At 64.3% G+C, this 14868-nt stretch carries 15 protein-coding genes; 11 read left to right on the plus strand and 4 right to left on the minus strand.

The features are described 5' to 3' along the window. Positions 1-31 precede the first annotated feature (31 nt). The 4 genes from TX78_RS09865 to sdhC form a co-directional block, all read right to left on the minus strand. A complete protein-coding gene (locus TX78_RS09865; protein WP_044495956.1) occupies positions 32-823 on the minus strand; it encodes a succinate dehydrogenase iron-sulfur subunit in 792 nt (263 codons plus the stop codon). Next, complete coding sequence (sdhA, locus tag TX78_RS09870; protein ID WP_044495957.1) at positions 823-2610, minus strand: succinate dehydrogenase flavoprotein subunit; 1788 nt, start codon at positions 2608-2610, stop codon at positions 823-825. The genes TX78_RS09865 and sdhA overlap by 1 nt, the downstream gene beginning before the upstream one ends. Positions 2611-2672: 62 nt before the next feature. Beyond that, entirely contained in the window at positions 2673-3185 is a 513-nt protein-coding gene (locus TX78_RS09875) for a succinate dehydrogenase hydrophobic membrane anchor subunit (RefSeq protein WP_044495959.1), read from the minus strand. Positions 3186-3189: 4 nt separating this feature from the next. Next, positions 3190-3576: a succinate dehydrogenase, cytochrome b556 subunit gene (gene sdhC, locus TX78_RS09880; protein WP_260073693.1), complete on the minus strand. Its 387-nt coding sequence runs from the start codon at positions 3574-3576 to the stop codon at positions 3190-3192. A 312-nt stretch (positions 3577-3888) separates the two neighbouring features. On the opposite strand from sdhC, the gene TX78_RS09885 reads away from it, so the two are divergent. The 11 genes from TX78_RS09885 (at position 3889) to TX78_RS09935 (ending at position 14719) form a co-directional block, all read left to right on the plus strand. Then, positions 3889-5055, plus strand: coding sequence for a mannose-1-phosphate guanylyltransferase (locus TX78_RS09885; protein WP_044495960.1), 1167 nt, complete (start codon positions 3889-3891; stop codon positions 5053-5055). Next, positions 5045-6316: an amidohydrolase gene (locus tag TX78_RS09890; protein ID WP_081652724.1), complete on the plus strand. Its 1272-nt coding sequence runs from the start codon at positions 5045-5047 to the stop codon at positions 6314-6316. Before TX78_RS09885 ends, TX78_RS09890 begins: the two co-directional genes overlap by 11 nt. 10 nt (positions 6317-6326) lie before the next feature. After that, positions 6327-6746, plus strand: coding sequence for a cytidine deaminase (locus tag TX78_RS09895; RefSeq protein ID WP_044495962.1), 420 nt, complete (start codon positions 6327-6329; stop codon positions 6744-6746). Further along, positions 6743-8062, plus strand: a complete 1320-nt coding sequence (locus TX78_RS09900) for a thymidine phosphorylase (protein WP_044495963.1) — start codon at positions 6743-6745, stop codon at positions 8060-8062. Before TX78_RS09895 ends, TX78_RS09900 begins: the two co-directional genes overlap by 4 nt. 7 nt (positions 8063-8069) lie before the next feature. Further along, positions 8070-8810, plus strand: coding sequence for a DedA family protein (locus TX78_RS09905; RefSeq protein WP_049897785.1), 741 nt, complete (start codon positions 8070-8072; stop codon positions 8808-8810). A gap of 21 nt (positions 8811-8831) precedes the next feature. Then, positions 8832-9977 carry an adenosine deaminase gene (locus TX78_RS09910; RefSeq protein ID WP_044495964.1) on the plus strand — a complete coding sequence of 382 codons (1146 nt, stop codon included), beginning with the start codon at positions 8832-8834 and terminating at the stop codon, positions 9975-9977. A gap of 41 nt (positions 9978-10018) precedes the next feature. Beyond that, entirely contained in the window at positions 10019-10513 is a 495-nt protein-coding gene (locus TX78_RS09915; RefSeq protein WP_049897787.1) for a MazG nucleotide pyrophosphohydrolase domain-containing protein, read from the plus strand. A gap of 94 nt (positions 10514-10607) precedes the next feature. Beyond that, the gene (eno, locus tag TX78_RS09920; protein WP_044495965.1) at positions 10608-11915 is read left to right on the plus strand and encodes a phosphopyruvate hydratase; all 1308 of its coding nucleotides are present in this window, start codon (positions 10608-10610) and stop codon (positions 11913-11915) included. Between the two features lie 514 nt (positions 11916-12429). Continuing rightward, entirely contained in the window at positions 12430-13062 is a 633-nt protein-coding gene (locus TX78_RS13300; RefSeq protein ID WP_049897788.1) for an FtsB family cell division protein, read from the plus strand. Positions 13063-13073: 11 nt separating this feature from the next. Continuing rightward, complete coding sequence (locus TX78_RS09930) at positions 13074-13673, plus strand: DUF501 domain-containing protein (protein ID WP_044495966.1); 600 nt, start codon at positions 13074-13076, stop codon at positions 13671-13673. Beyond that, the gene (locus TX78_RS09935; RefSeq protein ID WP_081652725.1) at positions 13673-14719 is read left to right on the plus strand and encodes a Ppx/GppA phosphatase family protein; all 1047 of its coding nucleotides are present in this window, start codon (positions 13673-13675) and stop codon (positions 14717-14719) included. The genes TX78_RS09930 and TX78_RS09935 overlap by 1 nt, the downstream gene beginning before the upstream one ends. Positions 14720-14868 lie beyond the last annotated feature (149 nt).

Genomic DNA, 14868 nt, shown 5'->3' on the forward strand with positions numbered 1-14868 from the left:
ATCTGCGAAGAGCCACTTAAGAGAACCTGGCTTACAGGCTGCGAGTCAGGATTGCGGTCTTGACTTCCTGAATAGCCTTGGTGACCTCGATGCCGCGCGGGCAGGCGTCCGTGCAGTTGAAGGTGGTGCGGCAGCGCCACACACCTTCCTTATCGTTGAGGACCTCCAGGCGCATGTCGCCGGCGTCGTCGCGGGAGTCGAAGATGAAGCGGTGAGCATTCACAATCGCTGCGGGACCGAAGTACTGGCCATCGGTCCAGAACACCGGGCAGGAGCTGGTGCAGGCTGCACACAGGATGCACTTGGTGGTGTCATCAAAACGTGCGCGGTCCTCAGGGGACTGCAGCCGCTCGGCGGTGGGGGCGGGGGAGTTGTTGACCAGGAAAGGCATGATCTCGCGGTAGGACTGGAAGAAAGGCTCCATGTCCACGATCAGGTCCTTCTCGATCGGCAGACCCTTAATGGCCTCCACCAGGATCGGCTTGGAAGTGTCCAGATCCTTCAGCAGAGTCTTGCAGGCCAGGCGGTTGCGTCCGTTGATGCGCATGGCATCGGAGCCGCAGATGCCGTGGGCGCAGGAGCGCCGGAAGGTCAGCGAACCGTCGATCTCCCATTTGACCTTGTGCAGGGCATCCAGCACACGGTCGGTGCCGTACATGGTCAGCTGCCACTCATCCCACCACGCGTCCTCAGCGCGCTCGGGGTCATAGCGGCGAACCTTCAGCGTGATCTCAAAGCTCTCGACGGCGCCGGCGCCCTCGCCCGACTCGTTGAGGTCAATCTTGGATGCCGGCTCAGCGGCGTCAACAGTGGGGGTGCTCATCAGTACTTACGCTCCATCGGCTCGTAGCGGGTGAAGACCACCGGCTTAGTGTCAAACCGGATGCCCTTGATGCCTTCGGTTTCAGCTTCCTCGTCCTTGTACAGCATCGAGTGAAGCATGAAGTTGTCGTCGTCGCGCTCGGGGTAGTCCTCGCGGTAGTGGCCACCGCGGGATTCCTTGCGGTGCAGCGCGGAAACAGTCATGACCTCTGCCATGTCCAGCAGGAAGCCCAGCTCCACGGCCTCGAGCAGGTCCAGGTTGAAGCGACGGCCCTTGTCCTGGATCTGGACGTTCTTGTAGCGGGTCTTGAGTTCACCGATCTTGGTCAGTGCCTCCTGGATGGTCTCCTCGGAGCGGAACACCTGCATATTGGCGTCCATGGTCTCCTGGAGCTCACTGCGCAGCGTGGCCACGCGCTCGCCGCCATTGCCATCACGCATCATGGACAGCTGGGATTCCACGAAGGTATGCGGGTTCTCCGGCAGCTCCACGAAATCAGCGGTCTGCGCGTACTCAGCAGCGTAGATACCCGCGCGCTTACCAAAGACGTTGATGTCCAGCAGCGAGTTGGTGCCCAGTCGGTTCGACCCATGCACGGATACACAAGCGACCTCACCGGCGGCGTAGAGGCCGGGGACAACAGTGTCGTTGTCCTGCAGCACCTCCGCCTTGATGTTGGTGGGGATACCGCCCATGGCGTAGTGGCAGGTGGGGAAGACCGGCACCGGTTCGGTGTAGGGCTCCACACCCAGATAGGTCCGGGCGAACTCGGTGATATCCGGGAGCTTGGCATCGATATGAGCCGGCTCCAGGTGGGTCAGGTCCAGTAGCACGTAGTCCTTGTTCGGACCGCAGCCGCGTCCCTCGCGCACCTCATTCGCCATGGAGCGGGCCACGATGTCACGCGGGGCCAGGTCCTTAATGGTGGGTGCGTAGCGCTCCATGAAGCGCTCACCCTCGGAGTTGCGCAGGATGCCGCCCTCACCGCGGGCAGCCTCGGAGAGCAGAATGCCCAGGCCGGCCAGGCCGGTGGGGTGGAACTGGACGAACTCCATATCCTCAAGCGGGATGCCAGCGCGGTAGGCGATGGCCATGCCGTCACCGGTGAGGGTGTGGGCATTGGAGGTGGTCTTGAAGATCTTGCCCAGGCCGCCGGAGGCGAAGACCACGGATTTTGCCTGGAAGATATGCAGCTCCCCGTTGGCCAGGTCATAGGAGACCACGCCTGCCACGCGCTTCTGCTTGAAGGGGGTGCCGTCCTCGCGGACTGCGTCCTCTTCCACGGTGAGCAGATCCAGCACGTAGTACTCGTTGTAGAACTCGACGTTGTGCTTGACGCAGTTTTGGTACAGCGTCTGCAGGATCATGTGACCGGTGCGGTCTGCGGCGTAGCATGCCCGGCGCACGGCGGCTTTGCCGTGGTCACGGGTGTGTCCGCCGAACCGACGCTGGTCGATCTTGCCCTCGGGGGTGCGGTTGAAGGGCAGCCCCATCTTCTCCAGGTCCAGCACGGCGTCGATGGCTTCCTTGGCCATGACCTCCGCTGCATCCTGGTCCACCAGGTAGTCACCGCCCTTGACGGTGTCAAAGGTGTGCCATTCCCAGTTGTCTTCCTCGACGTTGGCAAGCGCCGCACACATGCCGCCCTGGGCGGCACCGGTGTGGGAGCGGGTCGGGTAGAGCTTAGTCAGCACGGCGGTGCGCGCGCGCTGGCCGGATTCGATGGCGGCGCGCATACCCGCACCGCCGGCGCCGACGATCACGACGTCGTACTTGTGAACCTGCATCTGCTTTCGGCTCTCTTTTCTTAGGTGCTAGTGCGTATTCTCGGGTGACTTCGGCTTACGCGTTACTGAACTGCGCTCTGGCAGAACGAGGGCGCGCGCTCCATCAGCTCACCGGCTTCGTTCATCAGGCAGGGCTCGAAGGTGAAGATCACCATGGTGCCCAGGACGATGATGACGGTGGCCGAGAGGAAGAGAATCGACTTCAGCCACATGCGGGTGGAGTCCTTCTCCGCGTAATCATTGATGATGGTGCGCATGCCGTTGGTGCCGTGCAGCATGGCCAGCCAGAGCATGGTCAGGTCCCAGAACTGCCATACCGGGTTCGCCCATTTGCCGGCGACGAACGCGAAGTCGATCTGGTGTATGCCGTCTCCCACCATGAGGTTGACCCAGAGGTGAACGAAGATCAGCACCACCAGAGCGGCACCGGAGACACGCATGAAGAGCCATGCGGCCATCTCGAAGCTGCCGGAGGTGGATGAAGACCTGCGCAGGTACTTAGGGTCGATGCGTCCCGAGCGCGGGGCCTCGATGCCCTGCGCGGGGAGCACTGCTTCAGAGTTTGCGGTGGTCATAGTTCTAGAATCCTCCCCAGCCGTCAAGGAACAGCATCAGGTGTCGGACGGTGAAGGCGGCCATTGTCACGAACCAAAGTGCCAGCACGATCCACAACATCTGCTTGTGGTAGCGGGTGCCCTGCTTCCAAAAGTCCACCAGGATGACCCGGATGCCGTTGAATGCGTGGAAGACGATGGCGCCCACCAAGCCAATTTCACCGAGAATCATGATCGGGTTCTTATACGCGCCGATCACGGCGTCGTATGCCTCTGGTGAGACGCGCACGAGCGATGTGTCGAGCACGTGGACCAGAAGAAAGAAGAAGATGCCGACACCGGTAATCCGGTGCCCCACCCAGGACCACATGCCTTCGCGGCCCTTATAGAGGGTGCCTTTTGTCTGCGTCACCTGTTGTAAACCTCCCTGCGTCGTCGCATGGCGTTGAAGCTTCACCTTTTCTTAGGTGCGGTCATCAGATCGCGGCGAAGCCTCCTGATGTGACGCCTGTGCGAGCTGCGATCTTAGACACAAGCCTAAGGCACCGGCGCCCGCGACGTAGGCCGCGGCGCTGCTGATATGTCAATGTTGCGCAGATCATCCTAGCCCTGTGCGCACAGGGATCGGAAAAAACCGCCGCAGGACCAGTTTTTCTACAACACGTAGAAAATATGCAACGTTCTGTCGCAATGCTGCATCCTCCAGACCGTTACCCTTGGTCACGTGACTTCCCGTACTCAACCGCTGACCGAATCCCTGCTGCGACGTTTCCACGCCGTGATCCCCGCAGGAGGAGTAGGCACCCGACTGTGGCCGCTCTCGCGAGCCGATGCACCGAAGTTCCTGCATGACCTCACCGGCAGCGGCACCACCCTGATCCGCTCCACCTACGAACGGCTCAGCCCGCTGTCCGGTGAGCGAATGATGGTGGTCACCGGAATCAAGCACCGTGAGGCGGTCTGCCGGCAGATCCCGGAGCTGGAACCAGCGGACCTGGTGCTTGAACCCGAGCCGAAAGACTCCGCGGCCGCCATCGGACTGGCAGCGGCCATCCTCCACCAGCGCGATCTCTCATCAGGACGCAGCGAAAGCACCATCATGGGCTCCTTCGCAGCTGACCAGGTCATCGCCCCCGTTGATGTCTTCCAGGAGGCAGTGCGCGAAGCCGTAGCCGCCGCGGCCCCCAGCGCAGATTCCGCCGGCAAGATCGTCACCATCGGCATTACTCCTACCCACCCCTCCACCGGCTTCGGCTACATCCGGGCCGGTGAGCATTTTGAGGCCGACGGCGCCCCGCACGCTCAGCAGGTGGTGGAGTTCGTGGAGAAACCCGGCGAAGAAATCGCCCAGCAATACGTGAACAGCGGGGACTACCTCTGGAACGCCGGAATGTTCGTTGCACCGGTGGATCTGCTGCTGCAGCACCTGCAGCAGACTGAGCCTGAGCTGCACGCCGGGCTGACCGAGATCGCCCGCAGCTGGGGGACCGAACAGCAGGAGGAGATCCTGGCTCGAGTCTGGCCGCAGCTGCCCAAGACCGCCATCGACTATGCCGTGGCAGAACCGGCCGCCGCCGCCGGCGACGTCGTCGTCATCCCCGGTGACTTCACCTGGGACGATGTGGGTGACTTCGCCGCCATCGCGCGTCTGAACCCGGCGGCGGATCAGGAGTCCATGACGGTCCTGGGAGAAAAGGCGCGCGTGTATTCCGAGGAGGCCTCCGGCGTCGTAGTGTCCGAAACCAAGCGCGTGGTGGCCCTTATCGGGGTGGAGAACATTGTGGTGGTCGACACCGAGGACGCTCTTCTGGTCACCACCACAGATCACGCCCAGAGCGTGAAGAAAGCAGTGGAGGCGCTGAAGGAGAAGGGAGACAGCGATGTCCTCTGAGAGCGACGTTGACACCACCGCGAAGGTGGACGCAGAAGTTGAGCGGGCCACTGCCGGGGCTGCGGGCATCCAAGAGATCATCGCCGAACTGCAGCAGCAGCTGGTGGAGTTCCGCCGGGACATCCACGCCCACCCGGAGCTTAGCTTCCAGGAGACCCGCACGACCGAACGGATCCTGACCACTCTGCGCGAGGCCGGACTGGACCCCCAGCCGCTTCCGGAGACCACCGGTGCCTATGTGGACATCGGACCCGAGGGTGCTGAGTTCGCGGCAGGATTCCGCGGCGACATCGATGCCCTGCCTGTCACTGAAACCACCGGTCTGCCCTATGCCTCCACCGTTGAGGGCACCGCCCATGCCTGCGGCCATGACATTCACACCACCGTGATGCTCGGCCTGGCGCTGACCCTGCAGCGCCTGCACACCCAGCGGATCTCCGCAGGTCACCGGCAGGGCCTGGGCAAACGTATCCGGGTGATCTTCCAGCCCGCAGAGGAGACCATGCCCGGCGGAGCCAAAGAAGTGGTCCGGCTTGGACTGCTTCAGCCGCTGCCGCAGATCTTCGCCCTGCACTGTGACCCGAAGCTCACCGTGGGCTCCATCGGCACTCGAATCGGTCCCATCACCTCCGCCGGGGACATTGTGCGCATTGAGGTCACCGGACGCGGCGGGCACACCTCGCGTCCGCATCTGACCGAAGACGTGGTGGGAGCACTGGGGCATATCGCCACCACTGTGCCCGCTGTGCTGGCCCGGCGGATCGATGTCCGCTCCGGAGTCTCGCTGGTCTGGGGGCATATCCAGGCCGGCAACGCCGCCAATGCCATCCCCTCCACCGGAATCCTGCACGGCACCATGCGCATCCTCGACGCCGGCGCCTGGAAAGAAGCCGGGGGAGTGCTGGCCCCGATCGTGGAGCAGGCAGCCTCCTCCTACGGGGTGGATGTGACTCTGGACCACGTGCGCGGAGTCCCGCCGGTGAACAACACCGAGGCCGAAACGTCACTGATCGAAGAGGCCGCCCGGCGCGTGCTGGCGCCGAAGAGCGTGGTCCTGGCCGAACAGTCCATGGGCGGCGAGGATTTCGGATGGATGACCCACGAAATCCCCGGATCAATGTTCCGTCTGGGCACTAAGACTCCTGGCGGGGAAGAATACGATCTGCACCGCGGCGACTACACCCCGGATGAGGGTGCCATCACGGTGGGCGTCAAAGTCATGGCCGCCGTGGCCGAGGCTGCCGTTCACTCCACCTCTTAGGATTGATCTCATGTCTGAGACTTCTGCCACAGCGCCCGGAGTGGATTTCGCTGCGCTGACCTCGGCTGCGCGCGAGGCCATGACCCGCGCCTACGCGCCCTACTCCGGCTATCCGGTGGGGGCCGCCGCGCTCACTGAGGACGGCCGTACTATCACCGGCTGCAATGTGGAGAACGCCTCCTATGGCGTGGGACTGTGTGCTGAATGCGCCCTGGTGGGCCAGCTGCAGCTGACCGGCGGCGGCAGACTGCGCGCCTTCACCTGCGTCAACGCCGACGGCGACTACATCACCCCCTGCGGGCGCTGCCGTCAGCTGCTCTACGAGTTCGCCGGCGAAACGCTGTGGATCAAGACAGCCGCAGGCATCACCACCATTGAAGGACTCCTGCCGGAAGCCTTCGGCCCCCGAGACCTGGAGAGCATCGCATGAGCCGCACCTTCGACGTCGTCGACCTCATCCGCACCAAACGCGACGGCGGACGACTGAGCCAGGACCAGATCCAGTGGCTGGTCGGTGCCTATACCGATGAGCGTGTGGCCGAAGAGCAGATGAGCGCCATGGCCATGGCGATTCTGCTGCGCGGCATGGATCGTGAGGAGATCGCGCAGTGGACTGCGGCGATGATCGCCTCCGGGGAGCGCATGGACTTCAGCGGGCTCACAGCAGCCGATGGCAGCCGGCGGCTCACCGCAGATAAGCACTCCACCGGCGGTGTGGGGGATAAGATCACCCTCCCGCTGGCACCGCTGGTGGCATCATTCGGTGTTCCTGTCCCGCAGCTCTCCGGACGCGGGCTGGGCCACACCGGCGGAACCCTGGACAAGATGGAGGCCATCGCCGGCTGGCGTGCGCATCTGAGCAATGATGAGATGTTCGCTCAGCTGGACAGTGTCGGTGCGGTGATCTGCGCCGCCGGCTCCGGGCTGGCCCCAGCGGATAAGAAGCTCTATGCACTGCGCGATGTCACCGGCACCGTGGAGTCCATTCCGCTGATCGCCAGCTCCATCATGTCCAAGAAGATCGCCGAGGGCGCTGATGCACTGGTGCTCGATGTCAAGACCGGTACCGGCGCCTTCATGAAGACCTCCGAGGACGCCGCCGAGCTGGCTCGCACCATGGTGGCCTTGGGCACCGACGCCGGGGTCAACACCACCGCGCTGATCACCGAGATGAACACGCCGCTGGGTTTGACTGCCGGTAACGGTGTGGAGGTCGAGGAATCAGTGGAGGTCCTGGCCGGCGGTGGTCCCGCCGACGTCGTGGAGCTCACCGCGGCGCTGGCCGAAGAGATGCTGGCCGGTGTGGGCATCACCGGAGTTGATGTGCGGGAGCATCTGCGCAACGGCAAGGCCATGGACTCCTGGCGAGCGATGGTGGCGGCCCAGGGGGGCAACCCTGACGCTCCGCTGCCGGAGCCCAAGCACACCCACACCATCACAGCAGCAGTTTCTGGAACAGTGACCCGTATGGACGCCTATGCGGTGGGGGTCGCTGCCTGGCGGTTGGGCGCTGGCCGCGGTCGCAAGGAGGATCCGGTGCAGGCTGCCGCCGGGATCCGAATGCACGCCAAACCCGGCGATACCATCACCGCCGGTCAGCCGCTGCTGAGCCTCTACACCGATGACGAAGCCCGGATCAGCCGCGCCGAAGAGGCCCTGGCCGGGGCCATTGATGTGGACGCCTCTGGTGGACCTGTTGAACTGCCGGACCTGATCCACGCCCGCATCACCGCCGCGGACCTCTGAGCAGCCTATGGGCATCGGGGACTACCTGGATCTGCTCAATGAGCTGATCCTTGACGCGGCCTCGGGTTGGTGGACCCTGATTGGGCTCTTCGCCTTCTGTGTGGCCGATGGGTTCTTCCCGATCCTGCCCTCGGACACCCTGGTGGTGGGGCTGGGCTCCGTGCAGGGCCAGCCCGGCACGCCGCATTGGATCTGGGTCATCCTGGTTGCCGCCGCCGGTGCAGTGCTCGGTGATGCAGTGGCCTATCAACTGGGTCGGCTGATCGGCGGCGGCATGCTGGAAGGGCGGGGCCGCTTCCGCTGGATGCGCAAACCTGCCATGGTCAAGACCCTGCTGTGGGCCCGGCATGAGCTGGATAAACGCGGGGTGTTAGTGATCTTCGTGGGCCGGTTCATTCCGGGTGGCCGGGTGGCCATCAACTTCGTCGCCGGGGCCACCGGGTTCTCATTCTGGCGGTTCCTGATCATCGATGCAGTAGCTTCGCTGGTCTGGGCAAGCTGGCTGACAGGCTTGGGCATCGCAGGTACCGCAATCTTCGGCAACATGCTCATCGCCTTGCCGGTGGCGATAGCTGTGGCGGTGCTGCTGGGCTGGGTCTTCGAGCGGGTCTTCCGGCTCTTCACCGCCTGGCTGGACCGTAAGGGCGTGCACCTGGACCCGGAGGGCTATCAGGACACTGCCGATGCCGATATCGAGCCGCCGATCCATCTGCGCCGTCGTCGTGAAGAGGACGGCGACACTAAGTAGTCCGCGCGTTAGGCTTGAGCTATGACTACTTCGACCGGCTCCGCCGATCTTCACGAGCAGCTGCGACAGCTTCCCAAAGTGTCCCTCCACGATCACCTCGACGGCGGGCTGCGCCCCTCCACCCTGGTGGAGCTGGCCGCTGAGATCGGCCATGAGCTCCCAGAAACCGACCCTGATGCGCTGGCCGTACGTTTCCGTCAGAACGCCAACTCCGGGTCACTAGAGAAGTACCTTGAAGCGTTTGCGCACACCACTGCGGTGATGCAGACCGCCGCGAACCTGCGTCGTGTGGCGCGGGAGTTCGTGGAGGATCTGGCCGCTGACGGTGTCATCTATGCCGAGGTGCGCTGGGCTCCGGAGCAGCACCTGCAGCAGGGGCTGACCCTGGATGAGGCCGTAGAAGCCGTGCAGGCAGGGCTGAACGAAGGCGCAGAATCCGTGGCGCAGAAGGACGGCATCATCGTGGTGGGCCAGCTGCTCTCGGCCATGCGCCAGTCTGACCACTCCGAGGAGATCGTGGAGCTGGCCCTGCGGCACCGGGACAAAGGCGTAGTCGGCTTTGACATCGCCGGACCCGAGGCCGGCTTCCCGCCGTCGAAGTTCGCAGCCGCCTTCACCACCCTGGCCACCCGCATGCTGCCCGCCACCGTGCACGCCGGCGAGGGCGACGGTGTGGAGTCGGTGCGTGACGCCCTGGTCTCCGGACGCGCCCAGCGACTGGGCCACGGCACCCGTGTGGCCGAAGACATCAGCGTGGTGGAGTCTGAGCAGGACCCGACTGAGGACGGCGAAGAGGTCTTCCAGGTGGAGCTGGGCGAAGTTGCCCGCTGGGTACGCGACCGCCAGGTTCATCTGGAAGTTTCACCGACCTCCAATGTCCAGACCGGCACCATCGCAGCCTTCGTTCCCGAAGGCGAAGAGGCCACACTGGCAGATCACCCCTTCGACATGCTCTACCAGCTGGGCTTCAACGTCGGTGTGAACACTGACAACCGCCTGGTCTCCGGCGTCACCCTCACCGGTGAGCTGGTGGCCCTGGCTGAGACCTTCGGCTACGGACTGGCTGAGCTGGCTGACTTCCAGATTAACGCGCTGGAGGCATCCTTCCTGGGCTACGAGGAACGCGAGGCACTCTCGGGCATCATCCTCGAAGCCTGGAACGCCTGAGCAGAGCCTCCACAGCCGACCGGAAGGACGTCGTCGAGCATATGAGCGCACAACCCTCCGAACCCTCCAGCCAGGATCAGCAGGCGCCGCAGGATCAGTTTCAACGGCTGAAGTGGGTGATCGCCGCTCTCCGGGAGTACTGCCCGTGGACCCAGCAGCTGACCCACGAATCGCTGACTGAATACCTGGTGGAAGAGTCTCAGGAGGTGCTGGAGGAGATCGCCGCGGGCAACACCGGCGACTCACTGCGCAAAGAGCTCGGCGACGTCCTGATGCAGGTGGCACTGCACGCCGCCATCGCTTCGGAGCGCGGGGACTTTGATCTCGACGACGTCGCCGAAGCCATCGGCTCAAAACTCATCCGGCGAAGCCCTCATGTCTTCACACCCGAGGGGTCGCTGAATCCCACAGATGCCACGGTGGAGGAGATCGACGCCGCCTGGGACCGCATCAAGGCCGAAGAGAAGGCGGCCGAGAAAGCAGCGGCGGAACAAGCTGCGCTCAGGCGCACCGGCCCGGCCGAAGGCGCCGCATAAAGCTGCGAAGAATGCCAACCGCCTCAGCACTCGCATAGAGTGGACAGTAAGTCAGCGTCGACTCCTCCCTCACACCCCACGACAAGGAGCACACATGTCTTTGATTGCCAGCGTCTACGGTCGCGAAATCCTGGATTCCCGCGGAAACCCCACCGTTGAGGTGGATGTTCTGCTCGACGACGGCAGCTTCGGCCAGGCCGGCGTTCCCTCTGGTGCCTCCACCGGCGCCTTCGAAGCTGTAGAGCGCCGCGACGGCGATAAGTCCCGCTACCTGGGCAAGGGCGTCACCGAGGCGGTCAAGGCCGTCAACGAGATCATCGCCCCCGCTCTGGAAGGCCTCGACGCCACCGAGCAGCGCGTCATCGACCAGGTGCTGCTGGACCTCGACGGCACCGAGAACAAGGGCAGCATCGGTGCCAACGCCATCCTGGGTGTCTCCTTGGCTGTGGCCAAGGCTGCAGCCGATGCCTCCGACCTGCCGCTGTACAAGTACCTCGGCGGACCCAACGCACACCTGCTGCCAGTGCCGATGATGAACATCCTCAACGGCGGCTCCCACGCAGACTCCAATGTGGATATCCAGGAGTTCATGATCGCCCCCATCGGAGCGGCCACCTTCTCCGAGGCCCTTCGCTCCGGCGTCGAGGTCTACCACGCACTGAAGTCCCTGCTGAAGGAGAAGGGCCTGAACACCGGCCTGGGCGATGAGGGCGGCTTCGCCCCCGACCTGCCCTCCAACCGTGACGCACTGGACCTGATCACCGAGGCCATCACTCGCGCCGGCTACACCCCCGGCAAGGATGTGGCGCTGGCCCTGGACGTGGCAGCATCCGAGTTCTTCGACAATGGCACCTACACCTTCGAGGGCCAGGCACGCACCGCCGAGCAGATGAGCGCCTACTACTCCGAGCTGGTGGATGCCTATCCGCTGGTCTCCATCGAGGACCCGCTGCATGAAGACGACTGGGCCGGTTGGAAGACCCTGACCGAGCAGATCGGTGCCAAGGTGCAGCTGGTGGGCGATGACCTGTTCGTCACCAACCCCGAGCGTCTTGCCAAGGGCATCGAGTCCGGCACCGCCAACTCGCTGCTGGTGAAGGTCAACCAGATCGGCTCCCTGACCGAGACCCTGGACGCCATCTCCCTGGCCCAGCGCAGCCAGTACACCACCATGATCAGCCACCGCTCCGGCGAGACCGAGGACGTCACCATCGCGGATATCTCCGTGGCCGTCAACGCCGGACAGATCAAGACCGGTGCACCGGCTCGTTCCGAGCGCGTGGCTAAGTACAACCAGCTGTTGCGCATCGAAGAGGAGCTCGGCGACGCCGCGCGCTACGCCGGGGCTGCCGCGTTCCCGCGCTACGCCGGGGCTGCCGCGTTCCCGCGCTACAGCGCCTGAGGTAGTCCCGCCGGCGCGTACACGCCGCGCGCGGCTCTCGGCCCGCTGCAGTGGCGCGGGCCTTCACGCCTGAAGGGTCCCGCGGGCGGGGAACCCCCGCCCCGGCATGACGTGCCCCCGCCCCCGCACAGCGGGGGCTAGCCTCAGCACGCTTTCAACGTAAAGAAACTGCCGAAACTACCCTCAAAATCGGGGGAGTTCCGGCAGTTTCTTTACGTTATCTGCAGCACGGGGCGTGCGGTGGCCTCGGCTCTCACGCCCTACGAGTCCTGCCTGAGGCGCCCCGTCGTCGGGTCCCTTCCCATTCGGTCACGCAAAGTGACGGTAGTTTCGGCGGAATTCGCGCCAAATGAGTCCCAACTACGGTAATAGTGCGTGACCGAACGACAAGGCTCGGCGTAAAACTGATCCCCGCCGTCTGCGCGTGTCAGACCCCCTACCTATACTCCCGCCCCACTAATCTGAGTCTTGCCTCATTCTTCCCATCCGCGACTTCCCCCAAGGCGGTGAGACCATGGCCCGACACGCAGCCCCAGCCGAGAACGCCGGGTCGTCGTCGCATAAGCCCGCACGCTCCCAGCGGGCACAGGCGCGCGCACGCCGGGCAGAAGAGCAGGCTAGACAGCGCCGACTGGCCGAACGCGAACAAGTTTCCGGGGAGATCCGCACCCCCGCCGGGGTCACCGCCCGCCGCGCCCGCCGGACCGACAAACCGCAGCGGCAAACAGCCACACCACGCCGCACGCCAGTCAGCGCGCGCACTCTGGTGCCCGAACGGAAGTTCTCCGGACAGATGATCGTGCTGACCATCGTGACCCTGGTGATCATCTCCTTCCTGGTGCCCACCCTGCGCACCTACCTGCAGCAGCGCGCCGAGATCAACGAACTCGCCGAGCAGATCGCCGAGGAGGAACAGCACCAGGCCCAGCTCTACTCCGAGCTTGCTCGCTGGGACGATCCTGAGTTCGTCCGGCAGCAGGCTCGCGAGCGCATCAACCTGGTCATGCCGGGGGAGCGGCGCTATCACGTCATCGGTGACCCCGCCGATCTTCCCTCCTCCGAGCAGGCCCAGGAGCAGGCCCCGGGCGAGGGCGAAGACTGGACCGGTGAACTCTGGGAATCGGTAGTCGAGTCCGCGGAAGAGTAGGCTGGTGTGCCGTGAGCTCAGCGACACCTACAGATGCCGATCTAGACACCCTCAGCCTGCAGCTGGGACGACCCGTCCGCGACGTCGTCGAAATCCCTGCTCGCTGCCGCTGCGGGAACCCGTTGGTGGCCGCAACCGCTCCGCGCCTGAGCAACGGCATCCCCTTTCCCACCACGTTCTACCTGACTCACCCCACCCTCACCGCAGCCGTCTCAAGGCTTGAGGCTGCAGGGGTGATGGCGCAGATGAGCCAGCGGCTCCAGGACGACGACGCCCTGGCCGCCTCCTACCGCAAGGCCCACCAGAACTACCTCACCGAACGCGAACGCATCCGTGAGGTTGCCGGCCTGGAACCAGTTTGGGAGATTGAAGGCATCAGCGCCGGAGGAATGCCCGAACGTGTGAAATGCCTGCACGTACTGGTGGGACACTCCCTGGCAGTAGGTCCGGGCATCAATCCGCTGGGCGATGAGGCTCTGGAGCTGATCAGTGAAGACTGGAACCAGCAGATGTGCACCTGCGCAACTGCCTGGGACCACGAAGCTGAGGTGCCCACCAAAGACTTGAGCCGCCATGTGCGCCGGCTCAACCAACAGAAAGAGGACGCCTAGTGCGCGTGGCAGCCATCGACTGCGGAACCAACTCGATCCGCCTGCTCATTGCTGATGTCACCATCGAGGGCGAGATCAGCCTCACCGACGTGGTGCGGCGGATGACCGTAGTCCGCCTAGGCGAAGGCGTGGATAAGACCGGCGAGTTCTCCGAAGCCGCATTGGAGCGGACCTTTGCCGCAGTGGATGACTACGCTTCACTGATCCGCCGGCACCAGGTGGAAGCTGTGCGTTTTGTGGCCACCTCCGCCTCTCGTGATGTCAGCAACCGCGAGGCCTTCGTCGACGGTGTCCGGCAGCGCCTGCGCACGGTGTTCCCGGACTTTAGCGGGCCCGAGGTAATCCGCGGATCCGAAGAAGCCGGACTGTCCTTTGCCGGAGCTTCCTCGCTGCTGGACTGGGACCCCGAACGCAAAGTGCTGGTGGTGGACCTCGGCGGCGGGTCCACCGAGTTCGTGCTGGGCACCTGCGAAGGCGTGGAGCACGCCATCTCCACCGATATGGGTTCGGTGCGATTCACCGAACGGCACATGCGCAGCGATCCGCCCCAGGAGACCGAATGCTCCATGGCAACCTTCGAGACCCTCTCCTTCCTCGAAGACGTTGCACAAGTGATCCCGCTGCACGAAACCCAGACCGTCATCGGCGTCGCAGGAACTATCACCACGGTGACCGCCCACGCCCTGAAGCTTGAGGACTACGATTCTGAGGCCATCCACGGCGCAGAACTCTCCCTCGATACCATCCAGCAGTCCGTGGACCAGCTAGTCCACTCCACCCGGGACCAGCGTTCGGCCATGCCGTTCATGCACCCGGGCCGGGTAGACGTCATCGGTGCCGGTGCCCTGATCTGGGGGACCATCCTGGAGTACCTGAACAAGATCACCGAAGGTCGAGTCAGCAGCGCCATCACCAGCGAGAATGACATCCTCGACGGCATTGCTATGCGCATCGCCGCAGACCGTACTCACTCGGGGAAGGCCCGCCTGGTTCAGGCCGAACCCTCCGCAGCGGCTGAGACCACCGAAGGCGGCGCCGGTGAGTGAGCAGCACCCCCGCGGCTCACGGTTTCTGTCTACCCTGCGCCGCGGCGCAGCCCTGGTGACCGCAGGCCTGTTGGTAGCCCCTGTGGCAAGCGTGCCAGCCCTGGTGTCCGCCCCGGCAGCGCAGGCCGAGATGTGGCGCGGTTCACAAT

It is taken from the genome of Nesterenkonia massiliensis (genome assembly GCF_000455245.1).
In the GTDB taxonomy this organism is placed as follows: domain Bacteria; phylum Actinomycetota; class Actinomycetes; order Actinomycetales; family Micrococcaceae; genus Nesterenkonia; species Nesterenkonia rhizosphaerae.

Coding starts and splice junctions, on each gene's coding strand:
- TX78_RS09910 (WP_044495964.1), top strand. CDS start 8,832: ATGACTACTTCGACCGGCTCCGCCGATCTTCACGAGCAGCTGCGACAG.
- TX78_RS13300 (WP_049897788.1), top strand. CDS start 12,430: ATGGCCCGACACGCAGCCCCAGCCGAGAACGCCGGGTCGTCGTCGCAT.
- TX78_RS09865 (WP_044495956.1), bottom strand. CDS start 823: ATGAGCACCCCCACTGTTGACGCCGCTGAGCCGGCATCCAAGATTGAC.
- TX78_RS09875 (WP_044495959.1), bottom strand. CDS start 3,185: ATGACCACCGCAAACTCTGAAGCAGTGCTCCCCGCGCAGGGCATCGAG.
- TX78_RS09915 (WP_049897787.1), top strand. CDS start 10,019: ATGAGCGCACAACCCTCCGAACCCTCCAGCCAGGATCAGCAGGCGCCG.
- TX78_RS09900 (WP_044495963.1), top strand. CDS start 6,743: ATGAGCCGCACCTTCGACGTCGTCGACCTCATCCGCACCAAACGCGAC.
- TX78_RS09905 (WP_049897785.1), top strand. CDS start 8,070: ATGGGCATCGGGGACTACCTGGATCTGCTCAATGAGCTGATCCTTGAC.
- TX78_RS09895 (WP_044495962.1), top strand. CDS start 6,327: ATGTCTGAGACTTCTGCCACAGCGCCCGGAGTGGATTTCGCTGCGCTG.
- TX78_RS09890 (WP_081652724.1), top strand. CDS start 5,045: ATGTCCTCTGAGAGCGACGTTGACACCACCGCGAAGGTGGACGCAGAA.
- sdhA (WP_044495957.1), bottom strand. CDS start 2,610: ATGCAGGTTCACAAGTACGACGTCGTGATCGTCGGCGCCGGCGGTGCG.
- eno (WP_044495965.1), top strand. CDS start 10,608: ATGTCTTTGATTGCCAGCGTCTACGGTCGCGAAATCCTGGATTCCCGC.